General features: G+C 56.4%; 15 protein-coding genes. 5 read left to right on the top strand and 10 right to left on the bottom strand.

Features of this window, described 5'->3' with window-relative positions; genetic code table 11:
* The first annotated feature begins 166 nt into the window (after positions 1-166).
* A complete protein-coding gene (locus tag WA225_RS13600) occupies positions 167-385 on the top strand; it encodes a hypothetical protein (RefSeq protein WP_422608320.1) in 219 nt (72 codons plus the stop codon).
* Between the two features lie 307 nt (positions 386-692).
* Here WA225_RS13600 and WA225_RS13595 read toward each other — a convergent pair whose 3' ends face one another.
* The gene (locus WA225_RS13595; RefSeq protein WP_422608319.1) at positions 693-1613 is read right to left on the bottom strand and encodes a restriction endonuclease; all 921 of its coding nucleotides are present in this window, start codon (positions 1611-1613) and stop codon (positions 693-695) included.
* Between the two features lie 320 nt (positions 1614-1933).
* On the opposite strand from WA225_RS13595, the gene WA225_RS13590 reads away from it, so the two are divergent.
* From WA225_RS13590 to WA225_RS13575, 4 genes are read left to right on the top strand one after another with little or no spacing between them, the layout of a single operon-like run.
* A complete protein-coding gene (locus tag WA225_RS13590) occupies positions 1934-2125 on the top strand; it encodes a hypothetical protein (protein WP_422608318.1) in 192 nt (63 codons plus the stop codon).
* A complete protein-coding gene (locus WA225_RS13585; protein ID WP_422608317.1) occupies positions 2126-4669 on the top strand; it encodes a DEAD/DEAH box helicase family protein in 2544 nt (847 codons plus the stop codon).
* Positions 4670-4690: 21 nt separating this feature from the next.
* Entirely contained in the window at positions 4691-6625 is a 1935-nt protein-coding gene (locus WA225_RS13580) for an N-6 DNA methylase (RefSeq protein ID WP_422608316.1), read from the top strand.
* Between the two features lie 2 nt (positions 6626-6627).
* The gene (locus WA225_RS13575; RefSeq protein ID WP_422608315.1) at positions 6628-7344 is read left to right on the top strand and encodes a hypothetical protein; all 717 of its coding nucleotides are present in this window, start codon (positions 6628-6630) and stop codon (positions 7342-7344) included.
* A gap of 876 nt (positions 7345-8220) precedes the next feature.
* Here WA225_RS13575 and WA225_RS13570 read toward each other — a convergent pair.
* The 9 genes from WA225_RS13570 to WA225_RS13530 all read right to left on the bottom strand — a co-directional run bounded on the left by WA225_RS13570 (position 8221) and on the right by WA225_RS13530 (position 17715).
* Positions 8221-8967: a S24 family peptidase gene (locus WA225_RS13570; protein WP_422608314.1), complete on the bottom strand. Its 747-nt coding sequence runs from the start codon at positions 8965-8967 to the stop codon at positions 8221-8223.
* Between the two features lie 223 nt (positions 8968-9190).
* Positions 9191-9718 (bottom strand): inorganic diphosphatase, encoded by a 528-nt coding sequence (ppa, locus tag WA225_RS13565; RefSeq protein ID WP_003205933.1) that lies wholly within the window; start codon positions 9716-9718, stop codon positions 9191-9193.
* A gap of 112 nt (positions 9719-9830) precedes the next feature.
* Positions 9831-10643, bottom strand: coding sequence for a zinc-dependent peptidase (locus WA225_RS13560; protein ID WP_422608313.1), 813 nt, complete (start codon positions 10641-10643; stop codon positions 9831-9833).
* Positions 10644-10647: 4 nt separating this feature from the next.
* Positions 10648-11298, bottom strand: a complete 651-nt coding sequence (locus WA225_RS13555; RefSeq protein WP_422608312.1) for a DedA family protein — start codon at positions 11296-11298, stop codon at positions 10648-10650.
* 229 nt (positions 11299-11527) lie between these two features.
* Entirely contained in the window at positions 11528-11989 is a 462-nt protein-coding gene (locus tag WA225_RS13550) for a GNAT family N-acetyltransferase (protein ID WP_003228592.1), read from the bottom strand.
* A gap of 115 nt (positions 11990-12104) precedes the next feature.
* A complete protein-coding gene (eutC, locus tag WA225_RS13545) occupies positions 12105-12929 on the bottom strand; it encodes an ethanolamine ammonia-lyase subunit EutC (protein WP_422608311.1) in 825 nt (274 codons plus the stop codon).
* A gap of 5 nt (positions 12930-12934) precedes the next feature.
* The gene (locus WA225_RS13540) at positions 12935-14329 is read right to left on the bottom strand and encodes an ethanolamine ammonia-lyase subunit EutB (protein ID WP_422608310.1); all 1395 of its coding nucleotides are present in this window, start codon (positions 14327-14329) and stop codon (positions 12935-12937) included.
* Between the two features lie 190 nt (positions 14330-14519).
* Complete coding sequence (gene eat / locus WA225_RS13535) at positions 14520-15890, bottom strand: ethanolamine permease (protein ID WP_422608309.1); 1371 nt, start codon at positions 15888-15890, stop codon at positions 14520-14522.
* Positions 15891-16194: 304 nt separating this feature from the next.
* Positions 16195-17715, bottom strand: a complete 1521-nt coding sequence (locus WA225_RS13530; RefSeq protein ID WP_422608308.1) for an aldehyde dehydrogenase family protein — start codon at positions 17713-17715, stop codon at positions 16195-16197.
* Positions 17716-17929 lie beyond the last annotated feature (214 nt).

Genomic DNA, 17929 nt, shown 5'->3' with positions numbered 1-17929 from the left:
ATCGGCGCAGCGCATTGGATGCTTGCGCCAGTGCGCCAAACATGACCGGCGCAGCGCCGAACACCACCGGCGCAATCTGCGCAAATTAGAGCCCACCCCAAGTGCCGCCCAATCTTCAGATTACGCGGCGGCGGGCATGTAATAAATTGAGACCGAGGAGTAAGCGATGAGCAAGAACCGACTGTTCAAGAATCAGCCAAAGATCCGTCTGATCGTTTCCGTTGAGGGGGATACGGTGGAAACCATTGACGAGCTTATTGGTTATCCCCTTGGCAGCGGGCATCCGGCTAAGGGCAACCGTTCGGAGTTCGTGCGCTTGGCAATCGAAGAGAAGCTGGAGCGTGACATGGTTCGGTTTCAGAACCGTGCTTCGGCTGTCCCCTAAGCGTATTTGAGTCGGATGGATGATTTTCGTAGGCCATTGACTGTGCAAACTTTGATGATTTTTGTAGCAGTACGCGCGTACGCGCGCGTAGACCATCACCAAGCGACCTGTCTACGGCGTAGCCACTTGGGGGGGGGCGATCACCACCCAGTTGATTTGATGCTGACAACGCTTTCACCTGGATTGTCCGCTGCACGTCGAAGTAGCGACGGCAGCGATTAGTCATTAGCGGACGCTCACGGTACGAGCACTTAACCCGCTTCCGATGATGGGCACACACCTGAAGCCTAGGACCAATTCAATAGCCTCATTCCTCATCGAAGTAGTCGCTATCCAGTTTCGGCAACTTGAGTAGCCGCAACGTTACTCCGACTTCGTGATCCATCATCAGGTTAACAAGCCGATTTCCATCAACCAGCACCATACCCTCCACCGTACGGGCAAATTCGATGCCTTGTGCAGTGAATCCAGAGGTGGTAATAAATACTCCACGCTTGGCCTTTTGCCCGGCAAGTGCGCCATAGAAGGCTTGCAGATCGGGCCGGCCTACCGTGCCTTGCCAACGTTTGGCTTGGACGTAGACCTTTTCCAGTCCGAGCTTGTCGAGCGAGATTACCCCATCGATTCCACCATCTCCGCTACCGCCCACGCGCTGCAAGTCATTGCGGCTAGCGCCGTAGCCAAGGCTGTGCAACACATCCAGTACTATGACTTCGAAGCGGTTAGGGCTGACTTGCAGAAGACTGTCCAGTAAGTTGACTGCAGTCGCTTCGCGTAGCTCCCGCAAGGCGTGCTCCAGCCGATCGTCTGGGCTGACAGTGGCTGAGCTTGCTGACTGAGCAATCGGTTCTTGCCCGTCGAGCGGGATGGCGTCAGATGGCCCCCTGAGCCTTACATCCATAAAGCCGATGGCGAGCTGTTCTACCTTATTTGGAGTAAGGGGATAGGGATGCTGCGCGGCATAGGTGATGCCTGCATCGGTTAGTTTCCAATAGCCTCGTTTAGCGCTGGTGGATAGGCCTGCGCGTTTGAGGCGGTCATGGGCCCATCCTGCACGGTTCTTGTATGTTGCCTGTCCGCTCGCAATCAACTCTTGCCGTTGTGATTCCGACAGATTTAGGGCTCCTGCAGCAGCTTCATGGGCGTCACGAGCTATCGCGCCTTCGGGTGTAGCTGCCAAGTAGCGCAGTATTGGCTCAATAAACTGGTCGTATGTAGGGACGGACATTGCAACTCCGGGCGCAAGGTTGATGGCGTGGGCAAAGGTTGAAGGTTGGAGGTTTTGCATTGTTTTTTATTTGGTGAGTCGGCATTGGGTTTTCCGATTGTGGTCAGAGACCGTTTCCTATTCGGATTCATTTGTACGCGTTGCAGTTAACGACTCATTCCATCGCCGAAGGTCATTGTTTGGCGTAGATTCCCTGCGGAAACTTCATACGCGCTCCTTCCTCTTCTTAAATGGCAAAGGCATTGCAAAATGCGCCACTTTGCCTGGGCGTGTAAGGCGAAACGCAGTACATTTACAGTTACCAATTTTTGGGTCATGCCATGAAGCATTTGAAGGACGAAACCCTATCAATTCGCACCTCTGCTGAGATCAAGCAACTGCTACGCCAGGCAGCAGCGCGGGAACATCGCTCTGCCGCTTCGATGATTGAAGTTCTGATCCTGGGCTACGCCCAGCAGCACAATTTGCAGCCCGATCAAACTGACCGCACGACTACTCAGAGGAAAGCCTGAATGGCTGCCGCCAAGGAAGCGCAAGCACGTATCAAAATCAATAAGCTGCTGGAGGCTGCCGACTGGCGCTTCTTCGATGAAGGTAAAGATAAAGCCAATATTGCGCTAGAACTCAACGTCAAGCTCGACCGAACAAAGATCGACGACTTGGGCGAAAACTTCGAATCGACCAAGAATGGCTTCATTGATTTTCTGCTGCTCGATGACAAGGGCTTTCCGCTGGTGGTGCTTGAAGCCAAGTCTGAGGAAAAAAATCCTTTAGTCGGTAAGGAACAGGCGCGTAAATACGCCAAGTCGCTCAATTGTCGGTTTGTGATTCTCTCGAACGGCAATCTGCACTACTTCTGGGATCTGCAGCAGGGTAATCCGCACATCATCACGGCCTATCCAACGCCGGACTCACTCAAGAGCTACCAGAGGTTCGAGCCAGATCAGCGCCGTCTGATAGTTGAGCGCGTGGAGCGGGACTACATTGTCCAAACCCAGATGCCCCGGTATGAAAAAGAAGCAGGGTGGTTGAGTGCAGGCGAGCGGCCCACTTTCATAGCCAAAAACAAGCTCCGCTTCCTGCGCGACTACCAGAAGAAGGCATTGAGTGCGATCCAGGACGCGGTAGCCGATGACCAAACACGCTTCCTGTTCGAGATGGCCACCGGCACGGGCAAGACGCTGACCTCCGCTGCCGTCATCAAAATGTTTCTTCGTACTGGGAACGCTCGCCGGGTTCTTTTCCTGGTGGATCGTCTTGAGCTTGAAGAGCAGGCAGCTAAGGCCTTCAAGGATTATTTGAAGAATGACTACAGCACGGTCATCTACAAAGAGCGCAAAGATGATTGGCGGAAGGCGGAAATTGTAGTCACCACGGTCCAGTCACTGCTTTTCAACAATAAGTACAAGCGGCTGTTCTCGCCTACAGATTTCGATTTAGTAATTTCTGATGAAGCCCACCGATCCATCGGTGGCAATGCACGTGCAGTGTTCGAGTATTTCGTGGGCTACAAGCTGGGATTAACTGCGACACCGCGCGATTACCTGAAGAGCTTTGACGCCAGCAAGCCCAGCACGCGAGATCCACGCGAACAGGAACGTCGTATGTTGCTGGACACCTATCGCACCTTCGGGTGCGAGACTGGGCAGCCAACGTTCAGGTACTCGCTACTGGATGGCGTCAAGGATGGCTTCCTAATCAACCCTGTGGTGGTTGACGCCCGGACAGATATTACCACTAGGCTGCTCTCTGAGCAGGGTTACGCCATCATGGCTCCTGCTAGTGAAGAGGGTGAGCAAGAGCAGAGCTTCATCTCCAAGGACTTCGAAAAAAAGTTCTTCTCCGAAGCCACCAACCTCGTGTTCTGCGAAACATTCATCAACAATGGCCTTCGGGACCCAGTGACGAGCGAGTTTGGCAAAGGCTTGGTGTTCGCGGTCAGCCAGAACCATGCTGCTAAGCTCACTCAGCTCTTGAACGAGATCGCCGACAAGTTGTGGCCTGGCAAATACCAGTCGGACTTCGCGGTTCAGGTCACCTCCAGCGTGAACGAGGCACAGCAGTACACAATCAACTTCACCAACAACAAATTGTTGGGGTCGGCCAATTTCTCCGAGCTTTACAAGACCAGCAAGGCGCGCATCTGCGTAACGGTCGGTATGATGACCACGGGTTATGATTGCCCGGATATCCTCAACTTGGCGTTGATGCGTCCGGTCTATTCACCGTCCGATTTCGTGCAAATCAAGGGACGCGGTACACGTAAACACGACTTCCTCGAACAGCTCTTTGACTTCGACCTCAAACCACTAATTGCCGAGCCAGATAAAAAGCGCTTCAAATTCTTCGATTTTTTCGCCAACTGCGAATACTTCGAGGAAAAGTTTGACTACGACGAGGTACTCAAGCTGCCCGTTCGTACGGGTGAAGGCGGTGGGGGAGGGGCATCACTACCACCCAGCGGGCTCTATGAGCACTTGGGTACCGACACCCTCCATCAAGTTGCTGAGCAGTTAATTGGCTACGAGGGAATGAAAATCGACCGCATGTTCTTCGAGAAATTCGAAGATCAGGTCAAGTCAGACGCGACCCTCCAACAACAGGTGGAAAACGGGCAGTGGGAACAGGCTATCGAATACGTGGTCACCCAACTGTTTGACAAGCCCAACGAATACTTCAGTATCGATAAGCTGCGTCGCGCAGCCGCAGTTGATCGCCGAATAAGTCTCAAAGAAATATTGCAGAAAATTTTCGGCTTGATCCCCTATTTTAAGAGTAAGGACGAACTGCTGGAGGATGAGTTTCAAGAGTTTCTGTTAGCCAACCAAAGCAGGCTCTCCGAAGACCAAGGTAGCGCTGTGCTCGCAATGAAGTACTACTTCAAGGCCTACACCACCGATGCAGCCCTGCGCGCCATCATCGACGACAAGCGCTTCACTGAGCTGAACGTCAATCCGGCCTTCGGTATTGGTGACTTGAAAGCTGTTCCGCTTGAATGGCGCGACGGCATCCCGGAGTACGTTAAAGACTACGTACCCCTGAACCAATTCATGTAATTACTGAGCAGACCAACGACCATGCTGGACACCGATACCAAGCGCCGCATCGACACTTGTCGCGATATTCTCGTGGGCAAGGTGCCTGACCCGAAGAGTCAAGTCGAGCAGATCACTATCGCGTTGATTTATAAGTTTATGGACGATATGGACGCCCAAGCCGAAGAGTTGGGTGGAAAGCGCAGTTTCTTCGTAAACGCTTTTGGGCAATATGGCTGGAGCAAACTGCTTGCGCCCAACATGGGCGGTCAAGACACGTTGAATCTCTATTCAGAGGCCATCAGCAAGATGACCGAGAACACGCACTTACCTGCGCTGTTCCGCGACATTTTCAAGAACGCCTATCTGCCTTATCGCGATCCGGAGACTCTGAAAGCGTTTCTGAAGGAAATCGACAGCTTCAGTTACGACCATTCCGAACGACTAGGTGATGCCTTCGAATACCTTCTTTCCGTTCTAGGTAGCCAAGGTGACGCTGGCCAGTTCCGCACACCACGACACATCATTGACTTCATTGTGCGGGTCATCAACCCGCAGAAACACGAGCGCATACTTGATCCGGCCTGCGGCACAGGCGGCTTTTTGATCTCGGCTTGGAAGCACATCCTGGAGCAAAATCAGAAGGCTAGGCCTGGTGACCTGTTAACGCCGGACCAGCGTAACAAGCTTGCGGCCAACATTCATGGCTACGACATTTCGCCGGATATGGTGCGACTATCGCTGGTCAATCTCTATCTGCATGGGTTCACTGATCCACACGTGGATGAATATGACACGCTAACCAGCGAAGACAAATGGAACGAACACTTCGACGTGATCCTCGCCAATCCTCCCTTCATGTCGCCGAAGGGTGGTATCAAGCCGCATAAGCGCTTTTCCATCCAGGCCACTCGTTCTGAAGTCCTGTTTGTTGATTACATCCACGAGCATCTCAGCCCAAACGGTCGGGCGGGGGTGATCGTGCCCGAAGGCATCATTTTCCAGAACGGTACCGCTTATAAGGCACTTCGGGAAACACTGGTAAAGACGTCGTTGGTGGCCGTAGTTTCACTGCCTGCTGGAGTGTTCCAGCCATATAGCAGCGTTAAAACCTCTATCCTGATCTTCGACAAGCACTTGGCCAAGCGGACTGACAAGGTTCTATTCGTCAAGATCAACAATGACGGGTACGGCTTAGGAGCCCAGCGTCGAGCTATAGAGCAGGACGATTTGCCTGAAGCACAGGCGGCTCTGACAACATTCTTCGGCAGCCCGGCGGATGTCCATTCGAGCGCGTTAGCACACTGCGTTAGCCGAGCACAAATTGCCGGGAGTGCGGATTGGAGTCTCAGTGGCGACCGTTACCTGTTGACTGAATTTCAACATGCACATTACGAAGTGGTCGTACTTAGCGATATTTGCCAAGTCAATCCGAAAAAATCTGAGATTTCAGCGCTAGCACCCGAAACCTCGGTATCTTTCTTACCGATGCAGGACTTGGGCGAGCACACCATTTCGTTCAAGCCCCAGCAGGTTAGGACGCTCAAGGATGTACGAGAAGGGGCCTACACTTATTTTCGTGATAATGACGTTTTGATCGCCAAGGTAACTCCTTGCTTTGAAAACGGTAAGGCAGGTCTTGCCCAAGGGCTAGAGAACGGCATTGGCTTCGGATCAAGCGAGTTCTACGTACTCCGCGCGTCCGAACGAGTGTTGCCGGAATACTTGTATTACATGGTCACCTCAAATCGTTTTCACGAAGCAGCCACTTCAAAAATGACCGGTACAGGCGGATTGCAGCGTGTTCCCCGTGCCGTGGTCGAGTCATTCCAAATTCCACTTCCTCCCATCGACGTTCAGCACGAAATCGTCAAGGAAATCGAAGGCTACCAACAGCGTATTGAGGAGTTAAAGCGAGAGGTCGCCGAGCGCGAGCAAGACATCAAAACCGCCATTGATCGAGTTTGGGAAGGTTAAGCATGGAAAACGCCCTTGTAATCCATGAATACCTGCCGCAGGCCTACCCCTCGGCCAATGAAGGTGAGTACATACGCTTTGTATGGGAAGCATTTGAAAGCAATTACCAGTCTGGAAAGTACCAATTTTCTATATTGGCCTTTCACATGCTTTATATGAGCTACGTATATTTCTCGGTTTGGCAGATCAAGCAGGCAAAACCTGAAGCCTTCACGCATGCTGTGCTATTCCAGCAGAAGGAAAAGGAGCTGCTGACCGCCAGCTCCCCCTTCACTTTCAGCGAGGTCAACGAGCGTAGCATCTTCAAATTTCTACGCTTGGCAGGTTGCGAAAACCAGCATATCGGCAAATTCCAGAAGCTAGTTGATCAGCGTAATGAGATAGCTCACCCCAATGGCAACATCTTTTTCAGCGATCAGGCCGCCGCCGACCTGCGTATCGAAGAGGTTATGCAGCAGATACGCGGTATTCAAGTACACATGACATCCGTTCTACATGGCTGTCTGCTGCAGTTCCTGCGTGACAGCGCCAATCCGGATGATCGCGAGATCGTAGATGCGGCAGACCATGTGGAAATAAATTTTCTGCACAAACACTATCTATCACGTAAGGATATTGAAACTTGTCTTGCCTGTGACCTGGGCGAGTTCAATGACAGTCCTTTCCTGGGCGAAGTGCACGCGCTCGTGAACTTGATCAGGGAAAAAATGGAGGACTGAAAAAGTCACGGTTACCGCGTTCAACACATACCACTTCGAATTCATTGCACGAGCTTGGTGAACGGTCACAAATACTCAACTGGCTCACTTGTTTGCATCACGGAGCATCATCGATGCCTCTGTGCAAAAAACTAAATGGCGACGCATGAATATCAATCTGTTGGCGTGGCGAAAAGTCGACTTTGTGGCTAGCGAGTGTCCGCGTTCATCGTAGGGCAATCATCGCTTCGGTAAGGCCGTCGGTGACGAGAATTATGAGACGGCCCCTCGTTAGGTGAATAAGGTGCTCGCATTTGATGGTTTGTTTCTCGGTAAAGAGGGGCAGTGGAAGCGCCTTGAGGGCAACCATTACGGTGATCGATGCCCATCTTTAGTGGTTGAAACCAGTGCAACTGGGCACTGGGAGCGCGAGATAGCACTGATCATCTATGCCACAAAAACTGAACGGGTGGAGGAGAGGGGGGCGGTTATCCCAGCGCTAAGGTGTGGGTCAAAGTGTGGGTCGGGAATTTAATTCGGTAAGGGGCCCGCACTCTGTATGGCTTTCAGGCATTAAAAAGCCGGCTTGTGGCCGGCTTCTCGGGGACTGGCTTGGCCTATTTTTGGTAAGCCTTGCCAGCCTTCAAAACGTACATCCGGATCTGCGTCCGGCTGTGGGACTTGGTCAGACGTTGGTCTGCCGCGTCGGGCGCTGTCTGAGCCGCGGGGCGGGTCGATGCGCAAATGTGGGGCGCAGGATACTGAGTTTTGCTGTGGATTCCCAGCCTGAAGTGCGGTTTAGAGCGACCGCAGTCGAACAAATTCGAGATTTGTACCGATTATCAGGGCCTCACCGCGAGCAGGCTCACTCCTACCGGGGCTTTGCAGGCGGTGAGATCAGAGAAACGGCACCACCGGCCGCCGCTTGCTCACTGTCGACCACCAGAACACCCAGCCCAATATATGAATCCGCTGCTCTTCAATCTGCGCCGGGTGGAACACTTCGTCCGGGTATTCAGTGTTGTTGTGGCTGCGCAGGCGCAAGCCGTTGCCGGGCATGCGATGCAGGTATTTGATGCGTAGCATGCCGTCGTGTTCGATGGCGTAGATTTCGCCGTCGACGACTTGGGTCAGGCCGCGATCGATGGCGACGACGGAGCCGTCTTCGATGCGCTCGGCCATGCTGTTGCCGATCATGTGCGCGCAGATGGCGTCTGTGTGGCGAATGTCCAGTTTGTCGAGGTGCGCGCGCAGCAGGCGAATGGATTGGTCCGGGTCATGGATGACGTGGGTTTTGCCGGAGCCGTTGGTGAGCGGCGTTTCCTTGAAGAAGGCCAGGTCGATGTCGTTGGGATTGATGAATCGATAGGCGCCCTGAGGATCGTGGGCGTCGTAGGTGTCGCCGTTGCTGGCAGGGGGTGTCAGGCTCGGCGATTCCTTGGCGCCTTCGCCGGTTTTAAGCCATTCGCTGTTGACGGACAGCAGGCGTGAGACTTCTTCCATGCGATACGCCGGGACGCCCCGGGTGTACCAGTTGTGGACATTTTGGGCTTCCGTGCCCCAGAACTTTGCGAAACCCGTCGTCGAGATGTTCGCAGCTTCCAGGAGTGCCTTGAATCTTGGACCGCTAGTGTTCTTTCTCATAAACACGGAGTCTACGGCCGTGCTAGAGCAGTTTGAATAAACCGGGCGTTCAAAAAAGGGCTGAATTTTGCGACGGGATGTAAGACGTTCTTGTGGGAAATTACACAGGTTAAAACTTTTCTGTAGTCCGCCATAAACACTCTGTTTAAGGCGGATTTTCACAGGCACAAAAAACCCCGGATCAACCGGGGTTTTCTTCAAGCATCACGCGTAGCGCGGGAGCTTAGCCTTTGTAGGCCGCAACCGACTTGGTGATTGCTTCGCGGGCGGCGTCTGCACCGGCCCAGCCTTCGATCTTGACCCATTTGCCTTTTTCGAGATCTTTGTAGTTCGCGAAGAAGTGCTCGATCTGCTGGATCAGCAGTGGCGGCAGATCGGTGTATTCCTTCACATCGACGTACAGCTGGGACAGCTTGTCGTGTGGCACTGCGATAACTTTGGCATCGCCGCCGCCGTCGTCGGTCATGTTCAGGATGCCGACTGGACGGGCGCGGATCACCGAGCCTGGCGCAACCGGGTAAGGGGTCACAACCAGCACGTCGAGGGGATCACCGTCGTCAGCCAGGGTGTTCGGGATGTAACCGTAGTTGGCCGGGTAGAACATTGGGGTGGCCATGAAACGGTCAACGAACAGGCAATCGCTGTCTTTGTCGATTTCGTATTTGATCGGCGCGTGGTTGGCCGGAATCTCGATCGCGACGTAGATGTCGTTCGGCAGGTCTTTGCCAGCCGGAATCTTGCTGTAGCTCATTGGGCGTTGCCCCCGTAGTTGACCAAAAACACTTGGCCGGATTGACCAAAAAGTGGCGGCGATTATAGGCATATTCTGCCGTCGACGCCATGTACCGAAAGTCGTGCAGCGCTTAGTCGTGCGCCTGATAGACCGGGTCTGTGGCCTGAAGTTGCCGCAACCTGCCCAGCGGGTCCTGACGGTAGAAAAGCTGTAGCTGCACATAGACCTGTGGATAAGCCTCGTGCAGCAGATCCGGGGCGCTGAAAAAGTACTCGCTGGTGACGGCAAAGAACTCGGCGGGGTTTTCCGCCGCATACGGATCGATGGCGGTTTCGGCATCAGGGTTGCGATCGAGTTGACGGTTGAGGTCGTCGTAGGCGTGTTGCATGACCTCGGCCCAGTCGCTGACGCGCATGTCGGCATGCAACGGCGGCAGGCCGTTGGCGTCACCATTGAGCATGTCGAGTTTGTGCGCCAGTTCGTGGATCACCAGGTTGTAGCCTTCCCAGCCACCACTGGCCATCACGCCGGGCCAGGCGAGGATGATCGGCCCCTGTTGCCAGGCTTCGCCGCTGTGCTCGCCGTCCCATTCGTGCTCGACACCGCTGGCGTCGCGGTGACGTTGCGGGCTGAGGAAGTCGTCGGGATACAGGACTATCTCGTGAAACCCCTGATACCAGTTCAAATCGCCCAGATGCAGCAGCGGCAATTGCGCCTGGGCCGCGAGCAGCAGGCGTTGCTCCTGATGCAGTTCGACGCCGGGCAGGGCGGTCAGGTGTTTGTCGTCGAGGAAGAGTACGCAGGCTTCGCGCAGCCACTGGTCTTCGGCAGCGCTGATGCCGTCAAGAAAGCTCAGGTGATGGCGCACCCGTTGCCACATTTCATCGGCAATCGGGTGCTTTGCCAGCAGTCGCCGGCGACGCCAGGCGCTCAGCGACCACATCGGCTTAGTGCGATTGGGCTTTGGTGCCGCCGAAACGGCTGCGAACCACGCCGATGATCATCGGGACCAGCGACAGCAGGATGATGCCGACGACCAGCAGCGACAGGTTTTTCTTGATGAATGGCACGTTGCCAAAGAAGTAACCCAGAGTCACCAGACCGCCAACCCAGAGGATGGTGCCCAGCACGCTGAAACCGAAGAAACGCGGATACGGCATTTTTGCCACACCGGCGACGAACGGCGCGAAGGTGCGGATGATCGGCAGGAAGCGCGCCAGCGTCACGGTTTTGCCGCCGTGCTTGTCGTAGAAGTCGTGGGTTTGTTGCAGGTAATCGCGACGGAAGATTTTCGAGTTCGGGTTGCTGAACAGCTTTTCGCCGGCCGTTCGTCCGATCACGTAGTTGGTGCTGTCGCCCAGTATGGCCGCGAGCATCAGCAGACCGCCCAGCAGCACCGGATCCATGCCGCCGCCAGCAGCAACGGCGCCGGCGATGAACAGCAACGAATCACCCGGCAGGAATGGCATCACCACCAGACCGGTTTCACAGAAAATCACCAGAAACAGGATGGCGTAGATCCATGGCCCGTAGTTGTTCACTAGCAAGTCGAGGTAAACATCGAGATGCAGGATAAGGTCGAGCGGGTTGAAATCCATGGGGGCACCTGTTTGACGGCCCGACTCGGCAGGCCTGTGCGGATGACTTCGTGTAAGCCTACAAGCGGGTGTAGTTTTTCTTACAAGCCGGAAAGATCGGGATTATACGGTCTGAAAGATGAAAAGCGCGTTGGTTTTGTAGCGAGGGATGTCGAGGTGTGAACAATTGTCAGGATGTATTTAACGTGGCTGAGGGAGCAGGCTCCCTCATCACAGGCTGCATGCGCGGTCAGAGTTCGTCGCTGATCGGCAGCACGTAGTTCTTGAACTCGGTGTCTTCCTTGAATCCGATGGATTCGTAGGTCTTCTGCGCGACTTCGTTATTGCTGCTGGTGGACACGCGCATGCGCACGGCCTGGGTTTCCTTGGCCATTTTTTTTGCAGTGCGGATCAGGTTGTCGGCGACCAGTTGGCGGCGGGCGTCTTCGGCGACATAGATGTCGTTGAGGATCCACACGCGTTTGAGCGACAACGATGAAAAGCTCGGATAGAGCTGACAGAAACCCATCAGTTTTTTGTCGTCATCATCGGCCAGGGCCAGATAGATCACCGATTCCTTGCGGCGCAGGCGTTTTTCGAGGAACGCGCGGGAGGAGTCGGGGTAAGGCAGGGAACCGTAGAACTCGCGATATTTGACGAACAACGGGGTCAACAAATCCAGATGTTCGAGGGTCGCTTGAATAATCCGCATGATAGGTCTCGTCTTCAAGTGGCTGTCTTCAACTGCTCTGACGGCGATGGGAAACCCGTGCGGCCGTGCATCGATCCTGCCTGAAACCGGCGCAGAAACGCAATGCGGAAACGGTTCAGGCAGAAGGCGGGCTGAGTAGGAAGTTTCCTTTCATGTCCGCACCGGCGTCCGACTCCAGCGTCTGAACCTGTGCTTCGTCCTTCAGATTCACGCCCGACAGCTGTCTGCGACAAGCTTCGCGCATCAAATACAGCAAGCGATGCGCCGCCATGCCGTAGCTCAAGCCTTCGAGCCTTACATTGGAAATGCAGTTGCGGTAGGCGTCGGTCAGGCCGATCTTTGGATTGTAGGTGAAATACAAACCGAGGCTGTCCGGAGAACTGAGGCCCGGGCGTTCGCCAATCAACATCACCAGCATTTTTGCGCCGAGCAATTGGCCGATCTCGTCGCCGACGGCAACGCGGCCCTGTTCCACCAGGATAACGGGCGCCATCGACCAGCCGTCGGCGCTCATCTGTTCTTCCAGTCGCGTGAGAAACGGCAAGGTATGCCGATGCACCGCCAGCGCCGACAGGCCGTCAGCCACGACGATCGCCAGATCGACACCGCCCGGATGCGCCGCCGCGTATTCGCGCAAGGCCTGCGCCGATTCTTCGCTGAGCTTGCGCCCCAGATCCGGGCGTTGCAGGTAGCTGTTGCGGTCCACGGCGGCGCTGTGCAGCAACAAGGATTCGCGTCCGCGCTCGCTCAGTTGCGCGCTGAGGCCAGCATGATCGAAGGGCAGGTGCACGGCGTCGCGCGCCTGTGCGTGGGCAAACTGGAAGTCCAGTTGCGCATGGGTTGGCAGGCTGGTGCCGGTGCGGCCCAGAGCAATACGCGCCGGGGTCAGGCGGCGTAGCTCCAGCCACGGGTTTTGTGGGTCGATGGGCGGTTTTTCCATGTGACTCATCCCAGTTGCGCCAGCGCCTGGCGGAAGGCCGGCGGCAAATTGTTACCGAAGCGAACCTTGCCATCCGCTTGGGTGAAGATGCCCATGTTTGCCAGCCATTGCTCGAACTCCGGTGCCGGTTTCAGGCCCAGCGTCTGCCGCGCATAGAGCGCGTCATGGAACGAGGTGGTCTGGTAATTGAGCATGATGTCGTCGGAACCGGGGATGCCCATGATGAAGTTGATCCCGGCGACACCGAGCAACGTCAGCAGGGTGTCCATGTCGTCCTGATCGGCTTCGGCGTGGTTGGTGTAGCAGATGTCGCAGCCCATGGGCACGCCGAGCAGCTTGCCGCAGAAATGATCTTCGAGGCCGGCGCGGATGATCTGTTTGCCGTTGTACAGGTACTCCGGGCCGATAAATCCTACAACCGTGTTGACCAAAAACGGCTTGAAATGCCGCGCCACGGCGTAGGCCCTGGTTTCGCAGGTCTGTTGGTCGACGCCGTGATGGGCGTTGGCCGACAGCGCGCTGCCCTGACCGGTTTCGAAATACATCAGGTTCTGCCCGAGCGTGCCGCGATTCAGGCTCAGGCCGGCGTCGTAACCTTCCTGCAATACGTTGAGATTGATGCCGAAACTGGCGTTGGCTGCTTCGGTGCCGGCAATCGACTGGAACACCAGGTCCAGCGGCACGCCACGGTTGATCGCCTCGATGGAGGTAGTGACGTGGGTCAGCACGCAGGCCTGAGTCGGGATGTCGTAGCGCTGGATGATCGCATCGAGCATTTCCAGCATCGCGCAGATCGAGGCGATGCTGTCGGTGGCCGGATTGATGCCGATCATCGCGTCGCCGTTACCGTAGAGCAGGCCGTCGAGAATGCTCGCGGCGATGCCGGACGGTTCGTCGGTCGGGTGATTGGGTTGCAGGCGCGTCGACAGGCGCCCGCGCAGGCCGAGGGTGCCGCGAAACCTGGTGACGACACGGATCTTTTGCGCCACCAGCACCAGATCTTGCACGCGCATGATCTTCGACACGGCGGCGACCATTTCCGGGGTCAGGCCGGGAGCGAGATTGCGCAGACTGGTTTCGTCGGCGGCGTCACTGAGCAGCCAGTCACGGAATCCACCCACGGTGAGATGGCTGACCACGGCGAAGGCCTGCTTGTCGTGGGTGTCGATGATCAACCGGGTGACTTCATCGGCTTCATAGGGAATCAGCGCTTCCTGCAGGAAGTGCGCGAGCGGGATCTCGGCCAGCGCCATTTGCGCGGCCACACGCTCGCCGTCGTTGAGCGCGGCGACACCGGCGAGGAAGTCTCCTGAGCGCGCCGGGCTGGCCTTGGCCATGACGTCCTTGAGGCTGTCGAAGCGATAGGTCTGGGCGCCGACGGAATGGGCGAATGCGGCCATGGGGCGGTGTCCTCCTGATTCTGTGGATAACTCAGTTCCCTGTGGCAGCGAGCTTTCTCGCGAATGCGGTGGGTCATTCAGCATCACTATCGCCTGACACTACGCCTTCGCGAGCAAGCTCGCTCCCACATTGGATCTTCATGCACTTCTATATAGCGGGCACCGGGCGAAAGGCCCGGTGCCGGTGCAACTAGATACCTTCGAGCATAGCGTCTGCCGGCGCTTCGGCGCGTTGCTTGGCGGTCAGCTGGAAATACAGGTAACCGGCGGCCATGAAGCCAAGGAACACGCAGCCGATCAGCGTGTTGAACCACGCCATTGCCACCAGACACACCACTGCCAGAAACAGCGCAATCGCCGGCACGATCGGGTAGCCCGGTGCGCGGAAGGTCCGTTCCAGGTTCGGCTCGGTTTTGCGCAGTCTGAACAGGCTGAGCATGCTGATGATGTACATCACGATCGCGCCGAACACCGACATGGTGATCATCGCGGCGGTCAGGGTCATGCCTTGCAGATTGACCAGACCATCGCTGTAAATCGCCGCAATGCCGATCACGCCACCGGCCAGAATCGCCCGATGCGGGGTCTGGAAGCGCGACAGCTTGGCTAGGCCTTTAGGCAAATAACCGGCGCGGGCGAGGGCAAAGAACTGGCGCGAATAGCCAAGAATGATCCCGTGGAAACTCGCCACCAGCCCGAACAGGCCGATCCACACGAGCATGTGCATCCACGAAGAATTGTTGCCGACCACGGCTTTCATCGCTTGTGGCAGCGGGTCGTTGATGTTCGACAATTGGCGCCAGTCGCCAACGCCGCCGGCCATGACCATCACACCGATGGCGAGGAACACCAGGGTCAGAATGCCGCTGACGTAAGCCTTGGGAATCGTCCGTTTCGGGTCTTTGGCTTCTTCGGCGGCCATGGCTGCACCCTCGATGGCGAGGAAGAACCAGATCGCGAACGGTATCGCCGCGAAGATCCCGGGGATCGACCCCATGGTGAACTCATTCGAGCCCGACCAGCCATTCAGCACGAAGTTACTGAAGCTGAAGCCCGGCGCAACCACGCCCATGAACACCAGCAATTCGGCGACGGCGAGCACAGTGACCACCAGTTCGAAGGTCGCGGCGATGCTGACGCCAAGAATATTCAGGGTCATGAACACGAAATACGCGCCGACGGCGGCGATCTTCGGATCAAGCTCCGGATATTGCACGTTGAGATAAGCGCCGATGGCCATGGCAATCGCCGGTGGCGCAAAGACGAACTCGATCAGCGTGGCGATGCCGGCGATCAATCCGCCTTTTTCGCCGAACGCCCGACGGCTGTAGGCAAATGGCCCGCCGGCGTGTGGGATGGCGGTAGTCAATTCGGTGAAACTGAAGATGAAGCAGGTGTACATCGTCGCGACCATCAAGGCCGTGACCAGAAAACCCAATGTGCCGGCGGTGCCCCAGCCGTAACTCCAGCCGAAGTATTCGCCGGAAATCACCAGGCCGACGGCAATGCCCCACAGGTGCAGGGTGCCGAGTGTGGGTTTGAGCTGTGTGGTGGAAGTCATAAGTCCTCTCTGTTTTTTATTGTTTGATCTGTTGGACTTTCGGGTGGCGCGGTTGGGTGGATGGATGCTGTTCACGCAGCGGCAGTTATCACGCAAAACCTGAATGACGGGTACGCAAGGGCCGTGCCAGAGCGGCCAGGCCATTGATGGTGTGTCAGACAGGGCGCCTTCGCGAGCAAGCTCGCTCCCACAGGTTTCTGTGGTGAGCCCAATATCGAGACCTTGTAGAGATCCCTGTGGGAGCGAGCTTGCTCGCGAAAGCGGTTGAACGGGCGACACAGAAATATCTGAGTCGCCCGCAGGTTTAGAAGAAGCCCAACGGATTGATGTCGTAGCTCACCAGCAGGTTTTTGGTCTGCTGATAGTGATCGAGCATCATCTTGTGCGTCTCACGCCCCACGCCGGACTTCTTGTAGCCGCCAAACGCGGCATGCGCCGGGTACAGGTGGTAGCAGTTGGTCCACACGCGACCGGCCTTGATCGCGCGGCCCATGCGGTAGGCGCGGTTGATGTCGCGGGTCCACAGGCCGGCGCCGAGGCCGAACTCGGTGTCGTTGGCAATCGCCAGGGCTTCGGCTTCGTCCTTGAACGTGGTGATGCTCACCACCGGGCCGAAGATTTCTTCCTGGAACACGCGCATCTTGTTGGTGCCCTTGAGCAGGGTCGGCTGGATGTAATAGCCGGTCGACAGGTTGCCCTCGAGTTTCTCCACCTTGCCGCCAGTCAGCAGCTCGGCGCCTTCGCCCTTGGCGATTTCCAGGTACGAAAGAATCTTGTCGAATTGCTGCTCGGACGCCTGCGCGCCGACCATGGTGTCGGTGTCCAGCGGATCGCCGCGTTTGATCTGCAGGACTTTCTTCATCACGACGGCCATGAACTCGTCGTAGATCGATTCCTGTACCAGTGCGCGGGAAGGGCAGGTGCACACTTCGCCCTGGTTGAAGAAGGCCAGCACCAGACCTTCAGCGGCTTTCTCAATGAACGTCGGTTCGGCCTGCATGATGTCTTCGAAGAAGATGTTCGGCGATTTGCCGCCCAGTTCCACGGTGGACGGAATGATGTTCTCGGCGGCGCATTTCATGATGTGCGAGCCGACCGGCGTCGAGCCGGTGAAGGCAATCTTGGCGATGCGTTTGCTGGTGGCCAGTGCTTCGCCGGCCTCTTTGCCATAGCCCTGAACAATGTTCAGTACGCCCGGCGGCAGCAGATCGCCGATCAGTTCCAGCAACACGGTGATGCCCAGCGGGGTTTGCTCGGCAGGCTTGAGTACCACGCAGTTACCGGCGGCCAGCGCTGGTGCGAGTTTCCACGCGGCCATCAGGATCGGGAAGTTCCACGGGATGATCTGGCCGACCACGCCCAGCGGTTCATGAATGTGATACGCCACGGTGTTGCCGTCGATTTCGGCAGCGCTGCCTTCCTGGGCGCGCAGGCAGCCAGCGAAGTAGCGGAAATGGTCAGCGGCCAGCGGGATGTCGGCGTTGAGGGTTTCGCGGATGGCTTTGCCGTTGTCCCAGGTTTCGGTGATCGCCAGCAGTTCGAGGTTCTGTTCGATGCGGTCGGCGATTTTCAGCAGAATCAGCGAGCGCGCCTGCACGGAGGTGGAACCCCACGCATCGGCAGCGGCGTGAGCAGCGTCCAGTGCCTTGTCGATGTCTTCGGCAGTGGAACGCGGGAATTCGGCAATTGGCTGGCCATTGACCGGCGAGGTGTTGGTGAAGTACTGACCTTTTACAGGCGCGACGAACTCGCCGCCGATGTAGTTACCGTACTTGGCTTTGAACGAGACTTTGGCGCCGTCAGTACCGGGGTGAGCGTAACGCATGATGATGTTCTCCTTGGCTTTGTACTTATTAGAGAAACGCGCAAGTGCGCTTGCTATAAGCGTAGAGCAAAGGTCGGGCCACTGCCGTGCAGGTCAGGTAAATCAAGGTGTTGCGTGGTTTTTGTCGGACGAATGGATGGCGTCTGTGATGGTTTCGGTACAGAGGGGGTGACAGTTTGTACCGCTTTCGGCACAGCGTGTGACCGGGCAGTCT

It is taken from the genome of Pseudomonas sp. (assembly GCF_049300855.1).
GTDB lineage: Bacteria > Pseudomonadota > Gammaproteobacteria > Pseudomonadales > Pseudomonadaceae > Aquipseudomonas.
The sequence above is the reverse complement of the archived record's forward strand: the minus strand, read 5'-3'. Positions and strand labels throughout refer to the sequence as shown.